This window comes from Cellulomonas sp. C5510, from assembly GCF_019797765.1.
Taxonomy (GTDB): domain Bacteria; phylum Actinomycetota; class Actinomycetes; order Actinomycetales; family Cellulomonadaceae; genus Cellulomonas.
Window position 1 is genome coordinate 2,517,438 of record NZ_CP081862.1, and the last position, 24,106, is coordinate 2,541,543.

The window sequence follows — 24,106 nt, forward strand, 5'->3', positions numbered from 1 at the left end:
TCTGTCACTGCGTGGTGGCGAGGACGTCGGCGAGGCCCGCGGCGCGTAGGCCGGCGCGGACCGCCTCGACGTCGTCGTCCGGTGCGGCCACGTTCGGCAGCCGCACGTGTCGGGACGGGATGAGCCCGAGGGACCAGACCGCGGCCTTCGCCGCGACCGCCTGGAACCCCTGGCCGTTGAGCGCGTCGACCGCCGGTGCGATCGACAGGAAGATCTCGAGCGCGCGGGCGTTGTCCCCGGCGTCGTGGGCCGCGGTGATCGCGGCGAGCTGCGGGCCGGCCACGTGGCCGACCACCGAGACGATGCCCGCGGCGCCGTGCGCCAGGAACGGCAGCAGCAGCGAGTCGTCGCCGCTGTACCAGGCGAGCCCGGTCCGCGCGGCGGCCTTCGCGGCGGCGTACACGTCGCCGGTCGCGTCCTTCACGGCGACCACGCGGTCGTGGGCGGCGAGCGCGTCGAGCGTGGGCTGCGCCAGCCGGACGCCGGTGCGGCCCGGGACGTCGTAGAGCATCACGGGCAGCGGCGTGGAGTCGGCGACCGCGGTGACGTGCGCGACCACCCCGGGCTGCGACGGGCGCGAGTAGTACGGGCTGACCACGAGCAGGCCGTCGGCGCCCGCCTCCGCGGCCTGCTCCGCCATGCGCACCGCGTGCAGCGTGTCGTTGGAGCCCGCGCCCGCCACGACGGCCGCCCGGTCGCCGACGGCGTCGACGACGGCGCGCACCAGGTCGGCCTTCTCCGGCGCGTGCGTGGTGGGGGACTCCCCCGTGGTGCCGTTGAGCACCAGGCCGTCGTGCCCGTGGTCCACGAGGTGCGTGGCGAGGGAGACGGCGGCGTCCAGGTCGACCGAGCCGTCGTCCCGCATGGGCGTCACCATGGCGGTGAGCACCGCGCCGAACGGACGCGACGGGGTGGCGGGGAGCATGGGGTCACGGTACCGCCCCACACCCCCCGCCCGCGCTGCGCGTCCACCCCGTCGCGGGGTCAGGACGGGTGCGCCGCCAGCCAGCCGGCCAGGCGGTCGGGCCGGTCGGTGATCACCGCGTCGACCCCCAGCGCCGCTGCGACGGCCCAGTGCTCGGGCTCGTCGAGCGTCCAGACCATGACCTGCAGCCCGGCCGCGTGCAGCCGCGCGACCAGCTCCGGGTGCTGCACGAGCAGCGGGCCGTACGGGTTGCACGTCATCACCCCGAGGCCGGTGCACAGCCGCACCAGCTCGTCGACGCCGTCCGGCACCTCGAACACGAGCAGCCCCCGCCGCAGCGCCGGGTCGGCCTCCGCGAGCGCTGCCACCGACTCCGGCCAGAAGCTCTGGCCGACCACCCGGCCGGTGAGCCCGGCCCTGCGGATGGCCTCGGTGACGGGGTGCACCTGCTCGGTCGTCCACACCCCCTTGAGCTCCAGCAGCAGCTCGATGCCCGGCCGCCGCACCAGCAGCTCCAGCACCTCGTCGAACGTCGGCACCCGCTGGCCCCGGTACGCCGCGGCGAACCAGGAGCCGGCGTCGAGGGCGCGCAGCGCGTCGAGCGGCAGCTCGGCGACACTCCCCTGCCCGTCCGTCGTGGCGTCCACCGTGTCGTCGTGGATCACGACGACGTGGCCGTCGGCCGTGCGCTGGATGTCGATCTCGATGCTGTCCGCCCCTGCGCGCCACGCCGCCTCGAAGGCGGCAAGGGTGTTCTGCGGCGCGACCGCCGAGTTGCCGCGGTGGGCGATGACCCGCGGGCGCGACGCCAGCACCGGCGGCGCCCCGGCACCGGGGCCGCCCGCGAGGGCGACCCCGGTCCGGTCCTGCGACGGTTCGGTCACAGGTACGGCTCCACGTTCTCGCGGTACGCCGTCTCGATCTGCGGCGTGACGGAGTCGAACGCCTCGGCGGGGTCGGTGCCCTCGAGCACGATCTGCTCGATGGCGTCCGTGAGGAGCGCGTCGGCGCCCGGGACGAACACCCGGATGTAGTCCTGCGGGCGGGCCTTCTCGGCGAGCTGGTCGACGGCCGTCCGGAACTGCGGGAACTCCTCGTACACGGCCTTCATGGTGTCGGACTCGACAGCCGAGGTCCGCACCGGCATGTAGCCCGTGGCCTGGGAGAACGTGGCGGTGTTCTCGGTGTTCGTGAGGAACTCCAGGAACATGGCCGCGGCGAGCTGCTCCTCCGGGGTGCTGGACGACGAGATCGCCAGCCCCGTGCCGCCGGTCGGCGTGCCGCCGCCCTGCGGGCCGTCCGGCAGGTAGGCCGTGCCCACCTCGAACGACGCGGCGTCGAGCGCGCCCTTGAGCGAGCCCGTCGAGCCGATGGTCGACGCGATCAGGCCGGACGCGAAGTCCGCCATGGAGTCGTCCGCCGAGACCGTGGCGATCGCGTCGTCGCCGTGGAACAGGTCGCGCAGGAACTGCCCGCCTGCGAGCGCCTCGTCGGAGTCGAGGGTCACGTCGAACTCGTCGGAGTACTGGCCGCCCTGGCCCCAGATCATGTTCTCGAACCACCAGGCGGACCACGACGTGCCGAGGCTGAGACCGAACGGCGAACCGCCGTCGGGCACCTGCTCGTCGAGCGCGGTGCTCCACTCCTGGAGCTGCTCCCACGTCTCGGGGCCCTGGTCCGGCAGCCCCGCGGCGTCCCACATCGTCTTGTTGTAGTAGAACAGCGGCGTCGACCGGGCGTACGGCGCGGCCCAGTGCTGCCCGTCGTACTCGTAGTCGCCGTACAGGCCGGGCTGGAAGTCGTCGGCGTCCGCGTCGAGGTGCTCGAAGACGTCGTCGAGCGGCATGATCTGGTCGTTCAGGTGGTACCGGAACCACCACACGTCGGACGCGATGACCAGGTCCGGCTTCTCGTCCGTCTGCGAGGCGGCCTGGAACCGCTGCGCGACCTCGTCGTAGTTGGCGCCGGCGGTCACGAGGTTCACCGTGATGTCCGGGTTCTCGGCCTCGAAGGCCTCGATGAGCTGCTCCTCGACGGCCTGCGACTGGCCGGGGTGGTTCGACCACCAGGTGATCTCGGAGGCGGGCTCGACCTGCGACCAGTCGGTCGCGTCGGCCGACGTCTCGCCGTCCGACGAGCCGGCGCCCACGGCGGGGCCGCCGCAGGCGGTCAGGGCGAGCGTGGCGCCGGCGACGGCAGCGGCCAGTCCGACGGTGACGCGGCGGTCACGCAGGAGGCTGCGGGGGTGGGACACGTGAGTGCTCCTTCAGGGGGTCGTGCACCGGGGGTCCGGTGCTCGGGGGACGGGCGCGCAGGGGCGCACCCGCCGGTCAGGGGGGTGGGGTGACGGGCGGCGCGACGGGGCTCAGCCCGTGACGGCGCCCGCGGTGAGGCCGGCGACGAGCCGGCGCTGGAGGAGGAGGAAGACGAGGAGGATCGGCAGCGTCACGACGGTGGTGGCGGCCAGCAGCACGCCCCAGTTGGTCATGCCGTCGATGTTCTGCAGCAGGGTCAGGCCGATCGGCAGGGTCATGCGGTCGGCCCGGTCGATCACCAGGAACGGCCACAGGTAGTCGTTCCACTCGGTCACGACGGACACGAGGGTCACGGCCGCGATGGTCGGCGTGCTCATCGGCACGACGAACCGCCACAGCCGCCGCCAGTGCCCCGCGCCGTCCAGCTCCGCGGCCTCGAGGATCGAGCCGGGGAGCGTGAGGAAGTGCTGCCGGAACAGGAACGTGCCGAACGCGCTCGCCAGACCCGGCACGAGGATGCCCTGGTAGGTGTTCAGCCAGCCGAGACCCGCCACCAGGGTGTAGTTCGGGATGATCGTCACCTGCGGCGGGATCATCAGAGTCGCGATGACGAGCCCGAACACGACTTTCTTGAACGGGAAGTCGAGGAACACCAGGGCGTAGGCGCAGGCGAGCCCGAGCACGACCTTGAGGCCCGCCCCGACCACGGTGATCCCGATGCTGTTCGCCAGCAGCCGGCCGAGCGGCACGGTGCTCGCCGCCTGCGCGTAGTTGTCGAGGCTCGGCGCCTCCGGCAGCCACTGCAGCGGCACCTGGTAGAGCTCGCCCGACGACTTGACGCTCGCGAGCAGCATCCACACCAGCGGGGCACCGAGCACCACCGTGGCGAGCACCATCGTCAGGTAGCCGGCAACCGGCGGACGGCGGCGACGCCCTGGCCGGGAGCCGTGCGGGGTGGGGCGGGGGCGACGGCCGGCGGGCAGATCGGCGTCCGGCGCGGCGGACTCGTCCGGTCCGCCCTGCGACGGGGTCCGGCGCGGGCCGTCCTCGGCCACGGGCCGACGGGGGGTCAGGACGCTCATGCGTAGTGCACCTTCCGCTGGACGAACCGCATCTGCACCGCCGTGACGGCGAGCAGCACGACGAACAGCACCGTCGCGACGGCCGAGGCGTAGCCGGCCCGGCCGTTGACGAAGCTCTCCTGGTACACGGAGTACATGAGCGTCGTCGTCGACCCGAGCGGACCGCCCTGGGTCATGGCCTTGATGAGGTCGAAGGACTGCAGCGACGCCAGCATCATCGTCACGAGCAGGAAGAACGACGTCGGCGTCAGCAGCGGGAGGACGATCGACCGCAGGGTCCGCGCCGGGGACGCCCCGTCGAGCGCCGCGGCGTCCTTGAGGTCCTGCGGGACCGACTGCAGCCCGGCCAGGTAGATGAGCGCGACGTAGCCGAGGTTCTTCCACAGGTACACCACGATCACCATGACCAGCGGCCACGGGCGCTCGGTGTACCACTGCGGGGAGCTCGCCCCGACCCAGCTGAGCACCTCACGCATCAGCCCGTAGCGCGGGTCGAAGATGAACAGCCACAGGATGCCGACAGCGAAGCCCGACAGCACGTACGGCGCGAACGCCACCGTCCGCGCGAACCCGCGGCCGCGGAGCCGCTGGTTCAGCAGCAGCGCCAGGCCGAGACCCAGCACCAGGGCGCCGCCGACAGTCGCAACCGTGAACACCACCGTCGTGCCCGCGACCTGGGCGAAGCCGCGCGAGGTGAACAGCTCGACGTAGTTGCCGAGCCCGATCTGGCGGGCCACCGGGGATCCGAGGTTCCACTGGAGGGTCGACAGGTAGAACGACTGCACCAGCGGCCGGTACACGAACACGAGCAGCAGGGCCACGTTCGGCCCCGCCAGCAGGAGGAACCAGAGGAGCGCCGACCGGCGGCGGCGCGAACGCAGGGCCCCGGTGCGCGCCACCGGCGCGCGGGCCGGCGCGGACGCCGGCGGCGGGGCGAGGACATCGGCAGTGGTCACGAAGGAGTCCGTATCGGGTCGGGATCAGGTCGCGGCCCGCGCCCTTGCGGCCCTCGCCACTCTGCGCCGTGGTCCGGCGCGGGCGACAGGGGTCCGCTCCGACGTTCGGCCAGCCTTGTCCCCCCGTTCACCTGCGGCGACGGACGTCCACCCGCCGGTCAGCGCGACGCCGCCGACGGGCGGCGTCCTACCCTCGGCTCGTGCTGCCGCGACCCCGTCCGCCGCGCCGGCCGGGTGCTGCGCACCCGGGGGCCGCTCCCGACGCAGCGGTGCGGAGCGCCGTGCGGACCGCGCTGTCCGTGTCGCTCGCCACCGGGCTGTACGGGGTGTCGTTCGGGGCGCTGTCCGTCGCCGCCGGGCTGGACCTGGCGCAGACCATGGCGCTGAGCCTCCTGATGTTCAGCGGCGGGTCGCAGTTCGCGGCAGTCGGCGTGCTCGGCGCCGGCGGCGGGGTCGGTGCGGCGGTCGCGACCGCCGGGCTCCTCGGGGTGCGCAACGGGCTCTACGGGGTGCAGGTCGCGCCGCTGCTCGGCACGCGCGGGTGGCGACGGCTGCTCGCCGCCCACCTGACCATCGACGAGTCCACCGCGGTCGCCACCGCCCAGCCCGGCCCCGCGTCGACGCGCGCCGGGTTCTGGTGGACGGGCGCCGGGGTGTTCGTCCTGTGGAACGCGTTCACGCTGCTCGGCGCGCTGCTGGGTGACGCCCTCGGCGACCCCCGGCGCTACGGCCTCGACGCGGCCGCCGTCGCGGCGTTCCTCGCCCTGCTCTGGCCGCGTCTCGCCGGGCCCCGCACCCGGACCGTGCGGGTGGTGGCCGTCGCGGCGGCGGCGACTGCGCTCGCGCTGACACCCGTCGTCCCGGCCGGCGTGCCCGTGCTCGCGGCGGCGGCCCTGGCCGTCGTGGTCGGCGTCCTCGGGGACCCCGACGGGGCGGGCCCCGGGGACGGCAGGGTGAGCGGGGACGGCGGCGTGGTCCGGGAAGCAGGCCGATCCGACGGGACCGCGGGGCCGGTGGTGCAGCCGTGAGCCGGCTCACCGTCTGGGTGGCGGTCCTCGCGTCCGCCGCCGTCGTGCTCGCGACGAAGGTCGCCGGCCACCTGCTGCCCGCCCGGGTGCTCGCCCGCCCCCGCGTGACCCGGACCGCCGCGCTCGTCACCGCTGCGCTGCTCGCCGCCCTGGTCGCCGTGCAGGTCGGGACCACCGACGGCGTGCTCGTCCTCGACGCCCGGCTCGTCGCGCTCGTCGTCGCCGCCGTGGCGCTGCTGCTGCGGGCGCCGTTCGTCGTCGTCGTGCTGCTGGCGGCGGCGACCGCCGCCCTGCTCCGCTACCTCGGGATGCCCTGAGCCCGCGTCAGACGGCGACCGGGGCCTTGATGGCCGGGTGGTGCTGGTAGTCCTCGACCACCACGTCGTCGAACGAGTAGTCGAAGAGCGACTCCGCGCGCCGCAGCCGCAGCGTCGGGAACGGGTACGGCTCGCGCGTCAGCTGCTCGCGCACCTGCTCGACGTGGTTGTCGTAGATGTGGCAGTCGCCGCCGGTCCAGATGAACTCGCCCGGCTCCAGGCCCACCTGCTGCGCGACCATGTGCGTCAGCAGCGCGTACGAGGCGATGTTGAACGGCACGCCCAGGAACAGGTCCGCGGAACGCTGGTAGAGCTGGCAGGACAGCCGGCCGTCCGCGACGTGGAACTGGAAGAACGCGTGGCACGGCGCCAGGGCCATCGACGGGATGTCCGCGACGTTCCACGCCGAGACGACGTGACGCCGCGAGTCCGGGTCGCGCCGCAGGTTCTCGAGCAGCTGGGCGAGCTGGTCGACCGTGCCGCCGCCGGGGATGGGCCACGACCGCCACTGCACGCCGTACACCGGCCCGAGCTCGCCGTCCGCGTCCGCCCACTCGTCCCAGATGCGCACGCCGTGCTCCTGCAGCCACCGCACGTTCGAGTCGCCGCGCAGGAACCACAGCAGCTCCCCCACCACCGAGCGCAGGTGGACGCGCTTCGTCGTCACGAGGGGGAAGCCCTCCGACAGGTCGAAGCGCATCTGGTGACCGAAGACGCTCCGCGTGCCCGTGCCGGTGCGGTCCGCCTTCGGCGTGCCGGTGTCCAGCACGAGCGCGAGCAGGTCCTCGTAGGGCGTGCGGGTCACGGCGCGGTGCTCGACGGTCATGCGGGCCATCGTAGGCGCGGCCACCGACGCCCCGGCAGCGGCACGCGGCCCGTCCGCCGGGCCGCGCCTCCCGCGGAGCGCGGCGGGTGCGGGCGCGCGGGCGCGAGCGCGAGATCGCGGCGCAGGGTCGCCCGGGGGCGCGGGCACGGGGCGCGGATCCCTACCGGGTCGGCCCGTCCCACACGGGGAGGTCGACCACCGGCGTGCGCACGGCCGTCGCCGAGGCGATCCCGTCGGCGACGGCCAGCTCGAGCGCGTGCGCGGCGGCGGCCTGCAGCTGCACGAGAGCCACGACCCGCTCCGGCCGGGACGCCGGCAACGCCAGCTCGCCCGTCGCGAGCGAGAACACCGTGTCGCCGTCGACGAGCGTGTGGACCGGGTCGAGGGCCCGCGCCAGACCGGCGTGCGCCGCCGTCGCCGTGCGTGACGTCTCCGCCGGGTCGAGCGCCGCGTTCGTCGCCACGACGGCGATCGTCGTGTTCAGCGGCGCGGGCGGGGCCTGGTGACCGCGGAGCCGCGGCGCGACGGAGTCCGCGCCGGACCCCGACCGGGCCGGGTCAGCGGCGCGGGGGGAGGTCGTCGGTGGCGCGGCGGACGCGGGCGGTGGCGCGGCGGAGGCCGTCGGCGGCGCAGCGGACGCGGGCGGTGGTGCGGCGGACGCGGGAGTCGGCGCGGCGGACGCGGGCGGTGGCGCGGCGGACGCGGGAGTCGGCCAGGACCTCGGCGACCCGGCGGGTGCGCCGGCTGCGTTGACGACCGCGAGCGCCCCGACGACCACCTGGTCCCACGGTGCCGGCAACCTGACGGACGCCGTCCCGACACCGCCCTTGCGCGTCTGCATCGCGATCGCCGCGCCGGTGCCCGCCCCGACCGTGCCGCGGTCGACCGGGTCGTGCTCCGCGGCAACGGCGGCCGCGGCGGCCGCCTCGTACCCCATCGCCTCGTCCGGCCGGGCGTCGAACCGCCCGCCGCGGCCGAGGTCGAACACGGCCGCCGCCGGCACGATCGGCACGACCTCCCCGGGCGACGTGCCGACGCGGTATCCCCGGTCGTGCTCGGCGAGCCACCGCTGCACCCCGTGCGCCGTCACGAGCCCGAACGCCGAGCCACCCGTCAGCACCACCGCGTCGGCGGTCGGGACGAGCGTGCGGGGATCGAGCGCGTCGGTCTCGTGCGTGCCGGGTCCACCGCCTCGCACGTCCACGCCGGCGACGGTGCCGGCCGGCGGCAGGACCACCGTCACGCCGGTGAGCCACCCGTCACCCGCCCGCGTCACCTGCCCCACCCGGACGCCCGTGACATCCGTGATGCTGCCCGAGGACGGGGCGACCCCGCCGTCACCGCGGGACGGAGCGGGAGCGGCGACGCGTTCCGCCGGGGGGACCTCGGGGGCGCGCGCGGGGCTGGAGTCGTCGGGCGCGGCTGCCTGCGCTGACTCGGTCATGGCTCCACCGTGCCACGTGCGCGGACCCGGCGTGCCGGACGCGACGGGGGCTTGCGCGGACGCTGCCGGGAAGACCGCGCCGGACGACGACCCGGCCACGGCTGAACCGTCGGTGCACCGCGCCGTCCCGCGACCCTCGCTCGCGTTCCAGGCCGCGGTCTCACGCGGACGCGCCATCCCGTCCGGGCCGCGTCTCACGCGGACGCGCCACCCCGTCCGGGCCGCCGTCTCACAGGGGCCTGCCAGCACCTGTCCCGCTCGTCGACCGCCCGCTGGTGGCGCCGGTCAGCCGACCACGGCGTGCAGCGCCGCGAACCCCGCGGCTCCCGCAGCGACGGCGACGGGCAGCCGGATCAGCAGTGCCCGGTGGCCTCCCCCGCGACCGAGCAGCGCGACCAGCAACCCGGCGACGAGGGCGAAGACCAGCGCCTCCTCCGGGCGGTGCAGCACCACGAGGTAGGTCACCAGCGCCTCCGCGAGCCAGCAGCCGGCGAGCAGCGCCGCGCCGGCGCCCGCCCTCCGCGGGTCATCGGACCGGGTCCTCCGCCACAGCCGACCCGCCATGCCGAAGACCGGACCGCCGATCGCACCGGCGAGGCTCCACAGCAGGATCGACGCCGAGCCGACCGCGAACCCCCGGAGGTCCGCGGCCACGTAGTACCCGGCGACCTGCCCGGCGCAGGTCAGGAGGCCGGCGAGCGCTGCGGTGGCCGACCGGCGGGCCGTCGCGCCGACGAGGAAGGGCGCGACGAGCCAGGGGCTGACGGCGATGGCCAGCCCCTGGAACGGGGTGTCGCCGAGCAGCGTCTGCCCGAACGAGGTGAGCGTCCCGGCGAGCAGGCCCGCGGCGACCGCGAGGGCGAGCCCGGCGGGCCACCCCACCGTGCGGAGGGCACCGGAGGGCTGGGCGGCGGTCGCGGGGGCGTGTGGGCTCGTGGTCGGCACGCACCCATCCGACCGCATGGGGGCACGCACGTCGTCCGACCTCGGCCGGACAGCGACCGACCGGGCTTCCCACCGCGGGCGTACGAGCCGGGCCTGTTCGGGAGGGCCGCGACGCCCAGGGGCGGCCACCGGCCGAGCGGGAACCCGACGCGGACGACCGGTGGTCGGTCTAGAAGGGTGGCGGTGACGGCCACGGGTCCCTCGGTGGCGGGTGCAGGGCGAGCGCGGGGTCGAGACCGGGCACGCAGCGGTACCGGTGACCGGTCGGCGTGAGCCACTCGAACACGCCGGGCCGCACCTGGCGCAGGACGAAGCCTCCGTCGGTCTTCAGGCGGTGGTCCCGCCGGCACAGCGGGCCGAGGTTGCCGGCTCCCGTCGAGCCGAGCGCGCGGCTCTCGTCCGGATCGCTCGCGGGCAGGGCGTGGAACTCGAGCGTGTGGTCGAGGTCGCAGGACTCCGCCGGCACGCCGCAGCCCGGCCGGGCGCAGGTGCGGTCCCGCGCGACGACGTGCTCGGCGAGCTCCGTCGTCGGTCGGTAGCGGGTCCGACCCAGGTCGAGGACCGCGCCGGACAGCGGGTCGGTGACGAGCCGCCGCCAGACCCCTCCCGCGGCGAGGGCCCGGGCGGTCCCGGCGTCGACGGGTCCGTAGCCGGCGAGGTGCGCCGGCTCGTCGTCCTCACCCATGAGGGTCGTCAGCGGGACGGTGACGCGGATCTGGGCGCTGCCCCGTCGCGCCGGGCACCGCGGTCGGCCGTCCGGGCACGGGTCGCTCGGTCGTGCGGCGGTTCCCACGGATCCCGGTGACGACCGGGCCACGGTCCGGTCGTCCGGCTCGGCGCACGCGGTGTGCAGGACGAGGTCCACCAGGCCGTCCGCGCGGAGCTGGTCGAGCGTGCGCGGGTCGCCGGCACTGCGAGCTGTCCGCGCCGCGGCCCCGAGCACGGAGTCCAGCCGCATCGCATCAGCAGCCGGCAGCACCGCCCAGAGACCGGCCATGCCGTCGGCCAGCACCCGCGGCCTGTCGACACGCCGTCGGGTCCGGGCGCGTTCGCGCCGTGCGGCGGCGTCGCGGGCGTCCACGGCGATCGCCGCACGCTCGACGTCCGCGCGGAGCTGCGCGGCGGTCCGGGAGTGCGCCCGGGTGAGCACCGCCTCCTGGACGTCCAGGGCGACCACGAGCGGGAGATCGTCCAGCCGGTCGACGAGGACGCGGGCGCGGACGGCATCGAGGTCACCACGAGCGAGGGCATCACCCGTGGCCCCGAGGTGGTGGCCGAACGCGCGCCCGTCGCGGACCAGGCGGCCGGCCGCGCGCGAGGACCACGCGAGCCTCATCGCGAGCTCGTCGCCGGCGACGGACGACTCCGCCGGCGGGCGCGTGAGGCGCGACCACGGCGGGTTCATCGACGGCCGCTCGGCCAGCAGAGCCGCGTACCGCGCCGCAACGGCGTGCGCCCAGGAGGTGAGGCGCACGGCGGCGGCCGTGAGCTCGACGAGGCCGTGGTCGGAGACGCCGTCCGGGTCCAGGTCCGCCACGAGCGCGGCGAGCTCGGGCCCCGGGGCCATCGCCGCGACCGGCGGGTCGGTGGTCCGGAGGACCGCCGCGTCCCTCTCCCCGCCTGCACCGGGCCGGAACGGGAAGCGCGCCACGGGGTCGAGCACGGGGACCGTCGGCGATGCGGCCGCAGTCGGCCCCGCGGGCGTCCACGCGCCCCGGGCGCCGGTGCCGGACCGACCGCGCGCACGTCCGCCGTCCGGCACGAGGGCGCGTGTGCGGGACGGCGGACGGGCGGACGGGTCGGCCAGCGGGATGCCGCTCGCGGTGCGGACCGACACGTCCACCCGCCACGCCCGGACCGGCCGCAGGACACGGCTCCGGGGAGCCGTCCCGCGCCCCGGCACACCTCCCGGGGCGACGCGCCCGCCACCGGTGCCGGGCGGGACACCACGCGCACCGGCATCACCCCGGAGCACCCCGCGATCCCCCGCGCCGCCCGCGACACGGGTGGTCGACGCACGACGGCTCGGAGCGGCACGACGGCTCGGAGCGGCACGACGGTTCGGAGCGGACGCCGTCCGCGCGCCGGCGGCCCCGGGCGCACCGGTCGAGGCGCCCCGCGCACGCGTCGCCGGAGGGCGTCCTCGCAGGTCAGATGGCATACGACGACGCTACCGGCGACCCCCGACACGTCCCGCGCCCCCTCCACAGCCGAACCCGCGCCGCCGCTTGTGGAGGACCGCACGGGCCCTGGCAGCCCCGCACCCGCCCCCCGCGCGGCGGCTCGCGGGGGCCCGCAGGTGCCCGCGCGTCCCTCCGGATCCACACTGGACGCATGACGACCTCGCCGCTGCCGCCGTACGTCGCCGCACACACGCCGACCGGCCTGCTGATCGGCGGCGAGTGGCGTCACGCCCGTGGCGGCGGCACGTTCCCGGTCGCGGACCCGGCGACGACGGACGTGCTGTTCGAGGTCGCCGATGCGACGCCCGAGGACGGCCTGGCGGCGCTCGACGCAGCGCACCGCGCGTTCCCGGCATGGCGGGAGGTCGCTCCGCGCACCCGCTCGGACGTGCTGCGGTCGGTGTTCGACGCGATGACGGCGCGCGCGGAGGACCTGGCGGCACTGATCACGGCGGAGGGCGGCAAGCCGCTCGCGGAGGCGCGCGCCGAGGTGCAGTACGCCGCGGAGTTCGTGCGCTGGTACGCGGAGCAGGCGGTGCGCCTGGACGGGCTCGCACGGCGCGCACCGGCGGGCACGCACCACCAGCTGGTGCTGCGCCGACCCGTCGGCCCGGCGCTGCTGATCACGCCGTGGAACTTCCCGATCGCGATGATCACCCGCAAGGTCGCGCCGGCTCTGGCCGCGGGCTGCCCGGTGGTCATCAAGCCGGCCGGGCTGACGCCGCTGACGACGGCGTACTTCGCCGAGCTGGTGCGCGCGGAGCTGGATGCCCGGGACCTGCCGACCGGCGTGGTGAACGTGGTGCCGACGTCGTCCTCGGCGGCGGTGACCGGACCGGTGATCGCGGACCCGCGGCTGCGCAAGCTGTCGTTCACCGGGTCCACGGAGGTCGGGCGGACGCTGCTCAAGCAGGCCGCGGACGGCGTGCTGCGGACGTCGATGGAGCTCGGCGGCAACGCTCCCTTCCTCGTGTTCGACGACGCCGACCTGGACCTGGCCGTCGAGGCCGCGGTGCAGGCGAAGATGCGCAACGCCGGCCAGACGTGCGTCGCGGCGAACCGCTTCCTGGTGCAGGAGCCGGTGGCGGCCGAGTTCACGGACCGTCTGACCGCGGCGTTCGAGCGGCTGGTCGTCGGCCGCGGGACCGACCCGGACGTGACCGTCGGCCCGCTGATCGAGCGTTCGGCCGTGGACCGGGTCGACGAGCTGGTCGCCGACGCGGCGGACGCCGGGGCGCGGGTCCGTACCGGCGGCGGTCGCCCCGGCGGACGCGGGTACTTCTACCGCCCGACCGTGCTGGACCGGGTCCCCGAGGACGCCCGGACGGTGCGCGAGGAGGTGTTCGGCCCGGTCGCCCCGGTGGTGACGTTCGGCTCGGAGGACGACGGCGTCCGCCTGGCGAACGCGACCGAGTTCGGCCTCGTCGCCTACGCGTGCACCCGCGACGTCTCCCGGGTGATGCGCCTGGCGGAGCGGGTCGAGACCGGGATGCTCGGGATCAACCGGGGGATGGTGTCCGACGCGTCGGCCCCGTTCGGCGGCGTGAAGTCGTCGGGCGTCGGGCGCGAGGGCGGCGAGGCCGGCATCGAGGAGTACCTGGAGCCGCTGTACGTGGCATTGTGAGCCGCCATGAGCCCCCTCACCTCCGCGACGTCCGACGTGTCCGTGCGCCCAGCGGTCCCCGGCGACGAGACCACGATCGCCGCCGTGCAGCTCGCCGCCTGGCGGGCGACGCACGCCGAGACGCTGGGGGCCGAGGTGCTGGACGCGGTCGACCCGGCGCGCCTCGCTGCTCAGTGGCGGGCGGCGATCACCAGCCCCCCGGGACGCGGGTACCGCGTGCTCGTGGCGATGCACGGGCCGCGGCTCGTCGGCTTCGCCTCCGTGGTCCCGGTGGTCGCGCCCCCCGGCACCGGGGACGACACCCCGGGCGGCGAGATCCTGGCGCTCGAGGTGGAGCCGACCGAGCGCCGGCAGGGGCACGGGTCGCGCCTGCTCGCCGCGGTCGTGGACCTGCTGCGGGACGAGGACGGCGCGACGTCGGTGCAGACATGGGTGATCCGGGGCGACGTGGCCCGGGAGCAGTTCCTCGGCTCCGCGGGGCTCGGTGACGTGGGTGGACGCCGGGTGCTCGGCGAGCAGGACGACCCCCGGGAGATCACCGAGCACCTGTGGGGCGCCGCGATCTGACCGGCGGCGGCGCGCCGCTGCCCGCGGCCGTCTCGGCCGCACCCGCACGGACGCCGCCCGCACCTGCACGGACGCCGCCCGCACCTGCCCCCGTCACCCGCCCGCGCGCCCGTCACCCGCCCGTGGCGCACACCGGGTGTCCGGGTGGACGTCCCGGTGAACGGTGCGCGAACACGTGCCGTCGGCGCGCGCCGCGGGCTCATGCCGGTCGGCGCGACGACGATCGTCCAGGAGTGGCCCCTCCCCCGACGCTCGCCGCCTGGCGGCGGGTCGACCGCGGACGCGCGCTCGCCGACCTCACGTCCGAGCCCGTCGTCGTCGCCCCGACCGACCCCTGCGAGGCCGTCGACGTCGGCTTCCGCACCCGCTGGACCGTCTCGTCGGTGCTGGTGGCGCCGCGCGAGCCGGGGGGACCGCACGGCTTGGTGGCGCGCAAGGACTTCCTGACGACGATGACGGGCCGCTACGGCTTCGGGCGATCGCTGTGGGGCCGCCGCCCGGTCGCGGAGGTCGCCCGCTGGGACGCCCCGCGGGTGCCGGTGTCGGCGTCGCTCACGGAGGCCGCCGAACGGCTGGCGCAGAGCGACGGCTACTCCGACATGGTGGTGCTCGGGCCGGACGATGAGCCGGTGGGCGTCCTCGACCCGACGACGCTGATGGAGGCGCTGGCCTCCGAGCTCGCGCACGAGGCCTCCCACGACCACCTGACCGGCGTGCCGTCGCGTGCCTGGTTCGTCGACGGCCTGCGGGAGCTCTGCGCGCGGGCGCAGCGCGGCGAGGGCGCCGTCGTCCTGGCGTTCGTCGACCTGGACCGGCTGAAGGAGGTCAACGACTCCCTCGGCCACGCGGCAGGGGACGCCCTGCTCCACTCGGTGGCCGAGCGCCTCGCGGCGGCTGCGCTGCCGGGGGACGTGGTCGGGCGCCTGGGCGGTGACGAGTTCGCGCTCGCCCGCCTGCTCGAGCCGCAGACGGCCGCGGCGCCGTGGCGCTCGTCGGCGCTCGGGCTGGGCGAGACCCTCCGGGCGGCGCTCGCCGCGAGCGACCCCGCGCTGCCCGCTGCGGCGCACTCGCGGGCGAGCGTGGGGCTCGCCGTCGGCGCCGGCCCGCTGGTGGACAGCGACCGGTTGCTGCGGGAGGCGGACCTCGCGATGTACGGGGCGAAGAAGGCGGGCGGGGACCGCGTGCGGCTCGCTGGCGCCGACCTCGCGACCGCAGACGGCCGGGTCCCGCGCCAGGGCCGCGGCGACGGCGCCCGGCACGATGACGACCGGGGGCGTGCGGCAGAGGGCTCGGCGTGGTGGGGCCTCGAGGTCCACTACCAGCCCATCGCCCGCACGGCGGACGGCGTCGCGCGCGAGGTCGAGGCGCTGCTGCGCTGCCGCGACGACGACGGCGAGCTCGGTGGTCCCGCCGAGCCCCTCGCCCGCGCCGCAGCGGCGGGACGGGCGCTGGACCTCGACCTGTGGGTGCTGGCCGCGGCGTGCCGTGACCTGGCGGGGTGGCGGGCGACGCTCGGCGACCGCGCGCCGGAGACCGTGAACGTCAACCTGTCCCCCGCCGCGCTGGACGAGCCGCTGCTCGCCGACCGCGTGCTCCGGGTGCTCACGGAGGTCCGCGTGGCGCCGGGAACGGTGCGGCTCGAGCTCTCCGAGGCCGCGACCGACGCCCAGCTGGCCCGCGCGCAGCCGGCGCTGCGGGAGCTGCGGGCGGCGGGGGTGCCGATCGCGCTCGACGACCTCGGCGCCGCGTTCGGCGCCCTGCGGCAGGTCACCCGGCTGCCCGTGGACGCGGTGAAGATCGACCGCGAGGTCGTCGCGCACATGCTGGACGACCCCGTGGACGCGCTGATCGTGGAGCTCGTGCACCGGCTGGCGGCCGACCGCGGTCTCCCCGTGGTGGCCGAGGGCGTCGAGACGGCGGAGCAGGTGGACGCGCTGCGCGCCGCCGGCGTACCCCTGATGCAGGGCTTCCACGTCGCGCGCCCGATGCCGCCGGACGCCCTCGCGGCCTACCTCGCGCGCTGAGCGCCCCGCCGGCACCGCCCGCACCGCCGGTCGAGCCCTGGCGAGCCGTCCGCACGCGACCGGCGGACGCCCGCCTCAGCCGAGTCCGCGCGGCTCCCCGGTCCGCCCGCGGTGCAGCCGCGAGGCGTGCCGGAGCGCGGCGCGGGCACGCCGGCGGTCCCCCGCCGCGTCGTACGCGAACGCGAGCCGGTACCACGGCCCCCAGTCGCCGGTGGCCGCGGACTCCGCCTCGGCGCGCGCCAGCTCGAACGCCTCCGTGGCGGCCACCCGGTCGATGCGGCCGCCGGGGCTGCGCGGCAGCTCGTCGACCGGCAGCTCGCCGCGCGCCGCGAGCGTGTCGGCCATGCGCTGCACGTCGACGGCGAGCAGCCACTCCCGCGCGACGAGGACGAGCACGAGCAGCGGGAGCACCGCGAACGCGACCCCCAGCCCGACGCCCACCGGCTCGCCCGTGCGCATGAGCGCGACGGCGCGTCCGGCGACGAGCCACACGTACAGCGCCAGCAGCGCCGTCAGCGCGAGCGCGGCGACCAGCGCGGTCCGGTTCCGCCGGGGCGGACCGTCCGTGCCGCTGCCCGCAGCCGCGCCGTCCCGTGCGTCCGCGTCCTCCACCCGGTCGTCCTCCACGGTCACAGGTCCAGGTAGTGCTCGAGCCCGACGGTAAGCCCCGGCCGGGACCCGACGGTCCGGACGGCGTGCAGCACGCCCGGCATGAACGACACCCGGTCGAACGAGTCGTGCCGGATCGTGAGCTGCTCGCCGGCGTTGCCGAGCAGGATCTCCTCGTGCGCGACCAGGCCGCGCAGCCGGACCGCGTGCACGCGCACGCCGTCGACGTCCGCCCCGCGCGCTCCGTCGAGCGCCGCCGTCGTCGCGTCCGGCACCGGTCCGAGGCCCGCCTGCCGCCGGGCGCGGGCGACGGCCTCGGCGGTGTGCCGGGCCGTCCCGGACGGCGCGTCGACCTTGTCGGGGTGGTGCAGCTCGACGACCTCCACGGACTCGAACCACCGGGCCGCCTGCGCCGCGAACGTCATGGCGAGCACCGCGCCGAGCGCGAAGTTCGGGGCGATCAGCACCCCGACGCCGGGCTGCTCGGCGAGATCCGCCTCGACGCGGGCGAGCGCCTCGGGCGACCAGCCCGTCGTGCCGACGACGGCGTGCACGCCCTGGCCGACGAGCGCGCGCACGTTGCCCTCGGTCGCGGCGGGCACCGTGAAGTCCACGGCGACGTGGGCACCCGCGGCAGCGACGCGGCCGACGTCGTCACCGTGGTCGAGCGCGGCCACGAGCTCCAGGTCCGGGGCGGCCTCCACGGCCGCGACGACCGTGCGGCCCATGCGCCCGGAGGCACCCAGCACGGCGACGGGGATCGGCTCGAGGTCACGGGTTCCGGTCACGGGACGCCACCCTAGTGCGACCGCCGCGCACCCGGCGACGGCTCCGAGGGCCCGCTGAGTACCCCGGTGAACCGCGCGCCGAAGTCGTTGTTCACGACCGCACCCGCATCCGCGGTCAGACCTCGCACCAGGCACCCGGCGTAGCCTCCGCCGATGCTGAAGGGGCCCCAGTTGAGGACGACGTCCTCCTCCGCGGCACCGTCGAAGGAACGGAAGCGCTCGGTCGCGGGCCGGACCCGCTGCTGGACGACGTACCCGTGACCGACGGCGTCGTCGACGAGCCGGTCCCACGCCTGCTGCGGACGCGTCCAGCCCGCGACGACCCCACGGCCGCCGAACCCCGCGGCGGGCTTCAGGACCAGGTCGACCCGGCGTCGGTGCACGTCGGGCAGCAGGTCCACCCGCGACCCGTCGGCGGCCGTGGTCATCCCGGGGCGCAGCACCCTGGTCCAGGGGATCACCCGCTCGGCGAGACGCCGCTGGCCCGCGGTGAAGCGGTCGTGGAGGAGCGGGTCGCTGAGCAGCGCGAGGTTCGCCTTGCTCATCGCGAGCTCCGAGTGGATGCCGCTGAGCACGCTGACCTTGCCGGCGCGCGCAGCGGCACCGACGTCGCGGAGCGCGGGCAGCACCGCGGGGTCGGAGGCCACCTCCGGGAGGCCGAACATGCGGAACACGACGTCGACGCCGCGGGTGCCGACCGCGAGCCTGCCCGTGCGGGTCCGGGTGAGCTGCCCCAGGTGACCGCCGACCGCGTCGAGACCCGCCGCCCGGAGCCCGCGCACCACCGAGGGGAAGCAGTCCTCGCCCGGGCGCATCGACGCGGGCGCCCCGAGTACCGCGACCACCGGGTCGGTCCGGCCCGCGCTCGTCCGGATCGCCGCGACCATCCGAGCCCGGGTGCCGGGGTATCCCAGGGCGTGCTCAGCGGCGAAGCCGGCCACCTCCGGCTCGCGCAGGGCACGGCGGACGATCTCGTCCACCGTCCACCCGCCGATGCGGTGGCCGACGTTGCACTCGAGCACCTGCCACGTCCCGTCGGGCTGCCGGTAGAGGTCGGCCCGGCCCATGAGCTCGGTCGGGACACCCGTCTCGGCCGCCAGCGCGTCGAGCACGACGTCCTCGGCGCCCACAGCCCGCAGGTAGGCGGTCAGGTCGCCGTCGTACAGCCTGTTCGGCAGCTCCTGCAGCAGTACGAGGAGCTCCTGCGCCACAGCGGAGAGCTCGGCCGTCTCCGTCCCGGACAGCAGCGCGGGTCGTGAGAGCAGCGGGGCGCCCTCCCGGAACCCACCCTCGTCCTGGAGACGCCGCAGCTCGCGGACCGGCCCGCACGCAGCGAGGAACCCGCGGGTGAGGCTGTTCTCGAACCGCATCACCGCCCCCGCGCGGCCGAGGTCCGGTGCTCGACCGGGCGCGGCGGCGTCGGTCGTCGCCACACGCGTGGCGAGTCGGGCTCCGGGAGGGACAGGAGCAGCCGGTCCGGGTGGGCCCAACCCGGGTCGAGGACGTCGGCGACGAAGCGGCCCACCTCGTCCGCGGTCAGCCACCCCGGCTGCGGCGCGAAGCCGAACCAGTGGTCCAGGATCGGCGCGAGCAGCGTCACCTCGTGGCACCGGATCGCCGTACCTGCGTACTCCGCCGCGAGCACGCGAAGGAGCATCCGCAAGCCGGCGCCGGTCACCGACATCGGGGCAGCGAACGTCATCGGCTCGTTCGCGGTGATCCCCGCCAGCGTGACGTAGACGCCGCCGCTGTCGGCGAGCACCGGGGCGAACGTGCGAGCCACCACGAAGTGCGGTGTGAGGTTGTCGAAGACCAGGCGGTCCCAGGTCGCGCGGTCCATCTCGTCGATCCGCGCCTCGCGTTCGAACGTACCCAGCGACGCGATCACCGAGTCGAGCCGACCGTGCCGCTCCAGCACGAGATCGCGCAACGACTCCGCCTCGGCGGTGTCGGCGAGGTCCGCCCGGACGAGGTGCAGCTCGCCGGGTCCACGCGCGTCGAGCCGGGCCCCGAGCGCGCTCAGCCGGCTGAGGGACCGGCTGGGCGCGATCACGGTCGCCCCACGGTCGAGCAGCGTCTGGGCGATGCAGCTCCCGGCGTGTCCCGCGCCGCCGGCCACCAACGCGACGGTGCCCTTCATCGTGTGCCCGTGGGCAGCAGCGACAGGAACTCCTGACGCGTTCCCGGGTTGTCGCGCAGCGTGCCGAGCAGCGTCGACGTGACCGTGGTCGAACCCGAGGACCGCGCACCTCGCAGCGTCATGCACGAGTGCGACGCCTCGATCACCACGCCGACACCTGACGGTCGCAGCTCATGCTCGAGCTCCAGCGCGACCTGGCGGGTCAACCGCTCCTGGACCTGCGGCCGGCACGCGAAGTGCTCCACGACGCGGGCCAGCTTGGACAGCCCGACGATCCGCGCCCCCGGGTAGTACCCGACGTGCGCCACCCCGGCGAACGGGAGGAAGTGGTGCTCGCACACCGACCGCACCGGGATGCTGCGAGCGAGGACGAGCTCGTCGTACCCCTCGTCGTTGTCGAAGGTGGTGAGCTCGAAAGCCCGGGGTGTGAGGAACTCGGCGTACGCCCGCGCCATCCGGCGGGGCGTCGCCCGCGTGGCCGGGGCGTCCGCGGGGACCCCCATCGCCCGCACGAAGTCGGCGAGAGCCGCCTCGGCACGGAGGAGGTCGGCCTCCGCACGCGGCGTCGTCCCGAACGCGCGCACGTCCCTCGTCGCCCCGTCGTCACTGCACTCCAGCATGGCACTCCTCCGCGTGGTCGATCTGCGCGCCGCACAGGCGCATGACGAGTCCTCCCGTGATCCGGTGCCCGTGCATGACGTCGCTGATCAGGGCGCGCTCGTCGACGCCGTGGATCAGTCGCATCAGGTCGCGGTCGCTGGCCGACGGGAAGAAGCCCAGCACCGGGATCCCGGGGAACGCCCGTGCGTCCGTGGCGGCGGAGCTCAGGTACGGCAGCGCCCGGCCCCCCGGGTCGACCTCGTCGAGGACCTCGTCGACCACGGTGAGCAGCTCGTCGGCCGGTGGCCCCTCCCGACCGGCCCGGCCCCGGATGAGATCGACCCGCACCTGCCCGCCCAGCACAGCCCGAAGGTGCTCCACCCAGTCCTCCGGCCGTTGCCCGGGGACGAGACGGCAGTCCAGCACCGCGGAGGCTTCTGCGGGTGCGACGTTCACCCGGTCGCTGGCGCTGAGCCGCGTCGGAACGGCGGTGTTGTGCAGCCCAGCCACCACGAAGTCACGCAGGAACGGCACCAGCGGCAGGCCCGCGGCCGCTTCGAAGGTCGGCTGCCGCCGGACGTCGAGCAGCGCGGAGCGCACGTGCGGGTCGGCGGTGCTGGCGGCGAGGACCTCGAGCATCAGGTCCGTCGTCTCCGTGGGGAGCGACCGCGTGCGGGATCGCCCGAGACGGTGCAACGCGTCGGCGAGCGCCAGGACGGCGTTGTCCGCCCGCGGCACCGACGCATGTCCTCCCGTGCCCGACGCCGTGACCCGCACCGTGGCGGTGCCCTTCTCCGCCACCTGGACGGTGTAGAGCGGCCCCGCCGCCGTCGGGATGCGTTGCCCGCCGCCCTCGCAGAACGCGAGATCGGCGCGGACGAGATCGGGGTGGTTCTCGACGAGCCAGTGCGCCCCGAGCCGGCTGCCCGCCTCCTCGTCGGCCGTCACCACGAGCACGACGTCGCCGCCGAGCGGGACGCGGTGCTCCGCCAGGCCGGCGACGAGGGTGAGCCAGCTCGCGAGGTGCGCCTTCATGTCGAGGCTGCCGCGTCCCCACACCTCACCGTCGACCACCCGACCGGAGAAGGGCGGGTGGGTCCAGCCGACGGGAGACGCGCCCACGACATCGGCGTGGGCGAGGAGCATCACGGTCGGCCCGGTCCCCGCTCCCCGCAGCCTTGCCACCAGGTTCGCCCGACCCGGAGCTGACTCGAGCACCACGGCTGGCACACCCACCGCGGCGAGCTCGCCCGCCACGTACTCCGTGACCAGCGACTCGTTCCCCGGCGGGTTCGTCGTGTCCAGCCGCACCAGGTCGGACAGCCGGCGGACGACCTCCTCCTGGTCGCCGCCACGTCGCTGAGCGCACCGGCAGGTCCACGCGCCCGCCCGTGTCATCCGCGGACCAGCGCGTCGGCGACCAAGGCCGCCTGCTTGTTGGCGCGGACGTCGTGCACCCGGATCATGTCGGCACCCTGGGCGATGCCCCAGGTGGTCGCCGCCACGGTCGCCGCGTCGCGTTCGTGCGGCCGCCCACCCACCAGACGACCGAGGAAGCTCTTGCGCGAGTGCGCCAGGAGGACCGGGGCGCCCAGTGGTGCGAGAGCGCGCAGCTCACGGACGGCGAGCAGGCTGTCCTCGGGGCCCTTGCCCAGACCCGGGCCGCAGTCCACGATCACGCGATCCGCGGCGACCCCGCACTCCGCAGCCACCTCGATCTGGCGGCGCAGGTCCTCGACGACCTCACGCACCAGGTCGTCGTAGCCCACGTCCCACCGGGGGCCGTACGTCTCCTGGACGATGCGCTCCACGCGCGTGTTGTGCGTCAGGACGATGGCGGCACCGCGCTCCGCCACGGCACGCGCCAGCTCCCGGTTCCAGCGGCCGTCGCGCGTGTGCAGTCCCCACGCGCTGTTGATCAGCACCGCACCCTCGTCGAGGGTCCGCCGTGCCACTTCGGCGTCCGAGGTGTCCACGGACACCGGTACACCGGGCAGGGCGTCCACGATCTCGCGCACCGCCGGCACCACCCGAGCGAGCTCGTCGTCGCGGCTGACCGGGCCGGCACCGGCGTAGAGCGGCACCCCGCCGACGTCGACCAGGTCCGCACCGTCGTCGACCGCCTGTCCGGCCGCCCTGGCGTACGCTCCCTCGCCACGGGCGGACAACCCGTCCCCGCTGAACGAGTCCGGTGTGGCGTTCACGATCGCCAGCACGTACGTCCGGCTCCCCCACTCGATCTGCAGACCCCCGAGGCGCAGGATCGCCCGGACCCTGCCGGGTCGCCCGGTCATGCCCGAGCGCCCGTCAGCCCGAGAGCTGCTCGCACCGGGGCCAGCAGCGAGAACGACCCCGTCACGCACAGCAGGTCGCCGTCAGCGCTCCGCCTCAGCGCCCGGTCGAACGACGAGACGGGATCGGCACCGGTGTCGACGCGGGCCGCCGGGTCCAGCGCAGCGAACGCCGCGGCGAGCTCACGCGGGTCCCGGCCTCGCACCTCGCCGAACTCGGTGCACCCCGAGTACGAGCAGAACGTGACACGGTCGAAGACCCCCGCGAGCGGCGCGAGCGCCCGGGCAGGCGTCTGGCTGGACGACAGCGCGATGAGCGCCGACCGCCGCCCGACGCCGTCGAGGGCACGCAGCGCCACCGCGAGCGCCGCGAACTCGGGGGCGCAGTGCGCCGCGTCGAGGAGCACCCGCGGGCGCTCCAGCACCTGTTCCAGACGCCCGGGGATCCGCAGCGACCGCAGGACGGAACGCATCGCGTCGGGTCCGAGCCGCTCGGGGTCCGGGACGACGGTCCGCGCGGCCGCGATCGCGAGAGCGGCGTTCTCCGCCTGGTGCGCGCCCAGTGCCCCGAGCTCGACGCCTGGCAGGGGCTCCTCACCGATCCGGACCGAGAACACGGAGCCGGCCCACCCCCGCTCTCGCACCGGTGAGAGCTCGATCTGTTGACCTCGTTCGAGCAACGGGGCGCCGAGCGCGTCAGCGCGCTCGCGGACGACGTCCCGGACCCGGGGCTCGGTGACGCCACTGACGACCGGAATACCGCTCTTGATGATGCCGGCCTTGTGGACGGCCGCCGACAGCACATCCCCGCCGAGCAGGTCCAGGTGCTCGTCCCCGACATTCGTGATCACCGAGCAGGCGGCCTCGACGACATTGGTGGCGTCGTCACGACCTCCCATCCCCGTCTCGACGACCGCGACATCGGCTCGCGATCTCGCGAAATGCTCGAGCGCCAAGGCGGTCACGACCTCGAACCAGCTCGCTCCGACCCCCGCCAGCTCCGGGCCGACCCGGGCAGCGCGTGCGAGCAGCGCCTCGTCGTCCTCGGGCACCCCGTCGACGACGAACCGTTCCGCGACGGAGTGGAGGTGGGGCTTGGTGGCGAGACCGACCCGCATGCCGGCTGCGGCGAGCAGCTCGGCGATCATCCGGGAGGTCGAGCCCTTGCCCGCCGAACCGGCGACGTGGACCACCGGCAGCCCGTGGTGAGGGTTCCCGAGCCGCCGGAGCACCTCGCTCACGGCGGTGAGCCCGAACTGTTCGCCGACGCGGTTGTGCCGCACAGAATCCCCGAGCGCTGCGTACACCCGCTCGGTCGTCGCTGTTTCCGTCATGGCCCCGTCACCCCACACCCTCGTGCATTTCGTCCCCCCACGTCCGACCTTGCACACAATCGACAGCAGGTCGCCTGACGTGTGCATCGGAATCACTACGCTCGCCCGGAGCCGAAGCGGTGTCAAAGCCAGGTCACACAGCCGCGCGACCACGGACGTGACGGCGAA

The 24,106-nt window shown here is 75.5% G+C and carries 22 protein-coding genes; 5 read left to right on the forward strand and 17 right to left on the reverse strand.

What is annotated here, in order from left to right; genetic code table 11:
• Window positions 1-4: 4 nt before the first annotated feature.
• The 5 genes from dapA to K5O09_RS11685 all read right to left on the reverse strand — a co-directional run bounded on the left by dapA (window position 5) and on the right by K5O09_RS11685 (window position 5,218).
• Window positions 5-925 carry a 4-hydroxy-tetrahydrodipicolinate synthase gene (dapA, locus tag K5O09_RS11665; protein WP_222169706.1) on the reverse strand — a complete coding sequence of 307 codons (921 nt, stop codon included), beginning with the start codon at window positions 923-925 and terminating at the stop codon, window positions 5-7.
• Between the two features lie 59 nt (window positions 926-984).
• Window positions 985-1,809 carry a glycerophosphodiester phosphodiesterase family protein gene (locus K5O09_RS11670; protein WP_255595343.1) on the reverse strand — a complete coding sequence of 275 codons (825 nt, stop codon included), beginning with the start codon at window positions 1,807-1,809 and terminating at the stop codon, window positions 985-987.
• On the reverse strand, window positions 1,806-3,179 hold the full coding sequence (locus K5O09_RS11675; RefSeq protein WP_222169707.1) for an ABC transporter substrate-binding protein: 1,374 nt from the start codon (window positions 3,177-3,179) through the stop codon (window positions 1,806-1,808). The genes K5O09_RS11670 and K5O09_RS11675 overlap by 4 nt, the downstream gene beginning before the upstream one ends.
• Before the next feature lie 111 nt (window positions 3,180-3,290).
• Complete coding sequence (locus K5O09_RS11680; RefSeq protein WP_222169708.1) at window positions 3,291-4,262, reverse strand: carbohydrate ABC transporter permease; 972 nt, start codon at window positions 4,260-4,262, stop codon at window positions 3,291-3,293.
• Window positions 4,259-5,218 carry a carbohydrate ABC transporter permease gene (locus K5O09_RS11685; RefSeq protein WP_222169709.1) on the reverse strand — a complete coding sequence of 320 codons (960 nt, stop codon included), beginning with the start codon at window positions 5,216-5,218 and terminating at the stop codon, window positions 4,259-4,261. The genes K5O09_RS11680 and K5O09_RS11685 overlap by 4 nt, the downstream gene beginning before the upstream one ends.
• A gap of 281 nt (window positions 5,219-5,499) precedes the next feature.
• Between K5O09_RS11685 and K5O09_RS11690 the strand changes: the two genes are divergently transcribed.
• Together K5O09_RS11690 and K5O09_RS11695 are read left to right on the forward strand one after the other, a co-directional pair.
• Window positions 5,500-6,246 carry an AzlC family ABC transporter permease gene (locus K5O09_RS11690; RefSeq protein ID WP_370635437.1) on the forward strand — a complete coding sequence of 249 codons (747 nt, stop codon included), beginning with the start codon at window positions 5,500-5,502 and terminating at the stop codon, window positions 6,244-6,246.
• The gene (locus K5O09_RS11695; RefSeq protein ID WP_222169710.1) at window positions 6,243-6,563 is read left to right on the forward strand and encodes an AzlD domain-containing protein; all 321 of its coding nucleotides are present in this window, start codon (window positions 6,243-6,245) and stop codon (window positions 6,561-6,563) included. The genes K5O09_RS11690 and K5O09_RS11695 overlap by 4 nt, the downstream gene beginning before the upstream one ends.
• A gap of 7 nt (window positions 6,564-6,570) precedes the next feature.
• Here K5O09_RS11695 and K5O09_RS11700 read toward each other — a convergent pair whose 3' ends face one another.
• From K5O09_RS11700 to K5O09_RS11715, 4 genes are all read right to left on the reverse strand, one after another.
• Entirely contained in the window at window positions 6,571-7,389 is an 819-nt protein-coding gene (locus K5O09_RS11700; RefSeq protein ID WP_222169711.1) for a thymidylate synthase, read from the reverse strand.
• A 160-nt stretch (window positions 7,390-7,549) separates the two neighbouring features.
• Window positions 7,550-8,833: a P1 family peptidase gene (locus K5O09_RS11705; RefSeq protein WP_222169712.1), complete on the reverse strand. Its 1,284-nt coding sequence runs from the start codon at window positions 8,831-8,833 to the stop codon at window positions 7,550-7,552.
• A 285-nt stretch (window positions 8,834-9,118) separates the two neighbouring features.
• On the reverse strand, window positions 9,119-9,778 hold the full coding sequence (locus K5O09_RS11710) for a DUF6518 family protein (RefSeq protein ID WP_222169713.1): 660 nt from the start codon (window positions 9,776-9,778) through the stop codon (window positions 9,119-9,121).
• 169 nt (window positions 9,779-9,947) lie between these two features.
• A complete protein-coding gene (locus K5O09_RS11715) occupies window positions 9,948-11,441 on the reverse strand; it encodes an HNH endonuclease signature motif containing protein (RefSeq protein ID WP_222169714.1) in 1,494 nt (497 codons plus the stop codon).
• Window positions 11,442-12,112: 671 nt separating this feature from the next.
• On the opposite strand from K5O09_RS11715, the gene K5O09_RS11720 reads away from it, so the two are divergent.
• From K5O09_RS11720 to K5O09_RS11730, 3 genes are all read left to right on the forward strand, one after another.
• On the forward strand, window positions 12,113-13,585 hold the full coding sequence (locus tag K5O09_RS11720) for an NAD-dependent succinate-semialdehyde dehydrogenase (RefSeq protein WP_222169715.1): 1,473 nt from the start codon (window positions 12,113-12,115) through the stop codon (window positions 13,583-13,585).
• A gap of 6 nt (window positions 13,586-13,591) precedes the next feature.
• The gene (locus K5O09_RS11725; RefSeq protein ID WP_222169716.1) at window positions 13,592-14,152 is read left to right on the forward strand and encodes a GNAT family N-acetyltransferase; all 561 of its coding nucleotides are present in this window, start codon (window positions 13,592-13,594) and stop codon (window positions 14,150-14,152) included.
• Between the two features lie 233 nt (window positions 14,153-14,385).
• Complete coding sequence (locus tag K5O09_RS11730) at window positions 14,386-16,176, forward strand: bifunctional diguanylate cyclase/phosphodiesterase (protein WP_222169717.1); 1,791 nt, start codon at window positions 14,386-14,388, stop codon at window positions 16,174-16,176.
• A gap of 75 nt (window positions 16,177-16,251) precedes the next feature.
• Here K5O09_RS11730 and K5O09_RS11735 read toward each other — a convergent pair whose 3' ends face one another.
• The 8 genes from K5O09_RS11735 to K5O09_RS11770 form a co-directional block, all read right to left on the reverse strand.
• Window positions 16,252-16,710, reverse strand: coding sequence for a hypothetical protein (locus K5O09_RS11735; protein ID WP_222172753.1), 459 nt, complete (start codon window positions 16,708-16,710; stop codon window positions 16,252-16,254).
• A 95-nt stretch (window positions 16,711-16,805) separates the two neighbouring features.
• Window positions 16,806-17,573, reverse strand: a complete 768-nt coding sequence (dapB, locus tag K5O09_RS11740) for a 4-hydroxy-tetrahydrodipicolinate reductase (protein ID WP_255595344.1) — start codon at window positions 17,571-17,573, stop codon at window positions 16,806-16,808.
• A gap of 11 nt (window positions 17,574-17,584) precedes the next feature.
• Window positions 17,585-18,943: a hypothetical protein gene (locus K5O09_RS11745; protein WP_222169718.1), complete on the reverse strand. Its 1,359-nt coding sequence runs from the start codon at window positions 18,941-18,943 to the stop codon at window positions 17,585-17,587.
• Window positions 18,943-19,713: an SDR family NAD(P)-dependent oxidoreductase gene (locus tag K5O09_RS11750; protein ID WP_222169719.1), complete on the reverse strand. Its 771-nt coding sequence runs from the start codon at window positions 19,711-19,713 to the stop codon at window positions 18,943-18,945. The genes K5O09_RS11745 and K5O09_RS11750 overlap by 1 nt, the downstream gene beginning before the upstream one ends.
• Window positions 19,710-20,333: a GTP cyclohydrolase I gene (gene folE / locus K5O09_RS11755; protein ID WP_222169720.1), complete on the reverse strand. Its 624-nt coding sequence runs from the start codon at window positions 20,331-20,333 to the stop codon at window positions 19,710-19,712. The genes K5O09_RS11750 and folE overlap by 4 nt, the downstream gene beginning before the upstream one ends.
• Complete coding sequence (locus K5O09_RS11760) at window positions 20,317-21,711, reverse strand: M20/M25/M40 family metallo-hydrolase (protein ID WP_222169721.1); 1,395 nt, start codon at window positions 21,709-21,711, stop codon at window positions 20,317-20,319. The genes folE and K5O09_RS11760 overlap by 17 nt, the downstream gene beginning before the upstream one ends.
• Window positions 21,708-22,607 (reverse strand): dihydropteroate synthase, encoded by a 900-nt coding sequence (folP, locus tag K5O09_RS11765; protein ID WP_222169722.1) that lies wholly within the window; start codon window positions 22,605-22,607, stop codon window positions 21,708-21,710. The genes K5O09_RS11760 and folP overlap by 4 nt, the downstream gene beginning before the upstream one ends.
• Window positions 22,604-23,938, reverse strand: a complete 1,335-nt coding sequence (locus K5O09_RS11770) for a folylpolyglutamate synthase/dihydrofolate synthase family protein (protein ID WP_222169723.1) — start codon at window positions 23,936-23,938, stop codon at window positions 22,604-22,606. Before K5O09_RS11770 ends, folP begins: the two co-directional genes overlap by 4 nt.
• Window positions 23,939-24,106 lie beyond the last annotated feature (168 nt).

What these genes read in the sequence shown, in the direction of transcription:
- dapA (WP_222169706.1), bottom strand. Translation starts at nt 925, where the DNA reads ATGCTCCCCGCCACCCCGTCGCGTCCGTTCGGCGCGGTGCTCACCGCC.
- K5O09_RS11680 (WP_222169708.1), bottom strand. Translation starts at nt 4,262, where the DNA reads ATGAGCGTCCTGACCCCCCGTCGGCCCGTGGCCGAGGACGGCCCGCGC.
- K5O09_RS11700 (WP_222169711.1), bottom strand. Translation starts at nt 7,389, where the DNA reads ATGACCGTCGAGCACCGCGCCGTGACCCGCACGCCCTACGAGGACCTG.
- K5O09_RS11705 (WP_222169712.1), bottom strand. Translation starts at nt 8,833, where the DNA reads ATGACCGAGTCAGCGCAGGCAGCCGCGCCCGACGACTCCAGCCCCGCG.
- K5O09_RS11720 (WP_222169715.1), top strand. Translation starts at nt 12,113, where the DNA reads ATGACGACCTCGCCGCTGCCGCCGTACGTCGCCGCACACACGCCGACC.
- K5O09_RS11725 (WP_222169716.1), top strand. Translation starts at nt 13,592, where the DNA reads ATGAGCCCCCTCACCTCCGCGACGTCCGACGTGTCCGTGCGCCCAGCG.
- K5O09_RS11745 (WP_222169718.1), bottom strand. Translation starts at nt 18,943, where the DNA reads ATGCGGTTCGAGAACAGCCTCACCCGCGGGTTCCTCGCTGCGTGCGGG.
- K5O09_RS11750 (WP_222169719.1), bottom strand. Translation starts at nt 19,713, where the DNA reads ATGAAGGGCACCGTCGCGTTGGTGGCCGGCGGCGCGGGACACGCCGGG.
- folE (WP_222169720.1), bottom strand. Translation starts at nt 20,333, where the DNA reads ATGCTGGAGTGCAGTGACGACGGGGCGACGAGGGACGTGCGCGCGTTC.
- K5O09_RS11760 (WP_222169721.1), bottom strand. Translation starts at nt 21,711, where the DNA reads ATGACACGGGCGGGCGCGTGGACCTGCCGGTGCGCTCAGCGACGTGGC.
- folP (WP_222169722.1), bottom strand. Translation starts at nt 22,607, where the DNA reads ATGACCGGGCGACCCGGCAGGGTCCGGGCGATCCTGCGCCTCGGGGGT.
- K5O09_RS11770 (WP_222169723.1), bottom strand. Translation starts at nt 23,938, where the DNA reads ATGACGGAAACAGCGACGACCGAGCGGGTGTACGCAGCGCTCGGGGAT.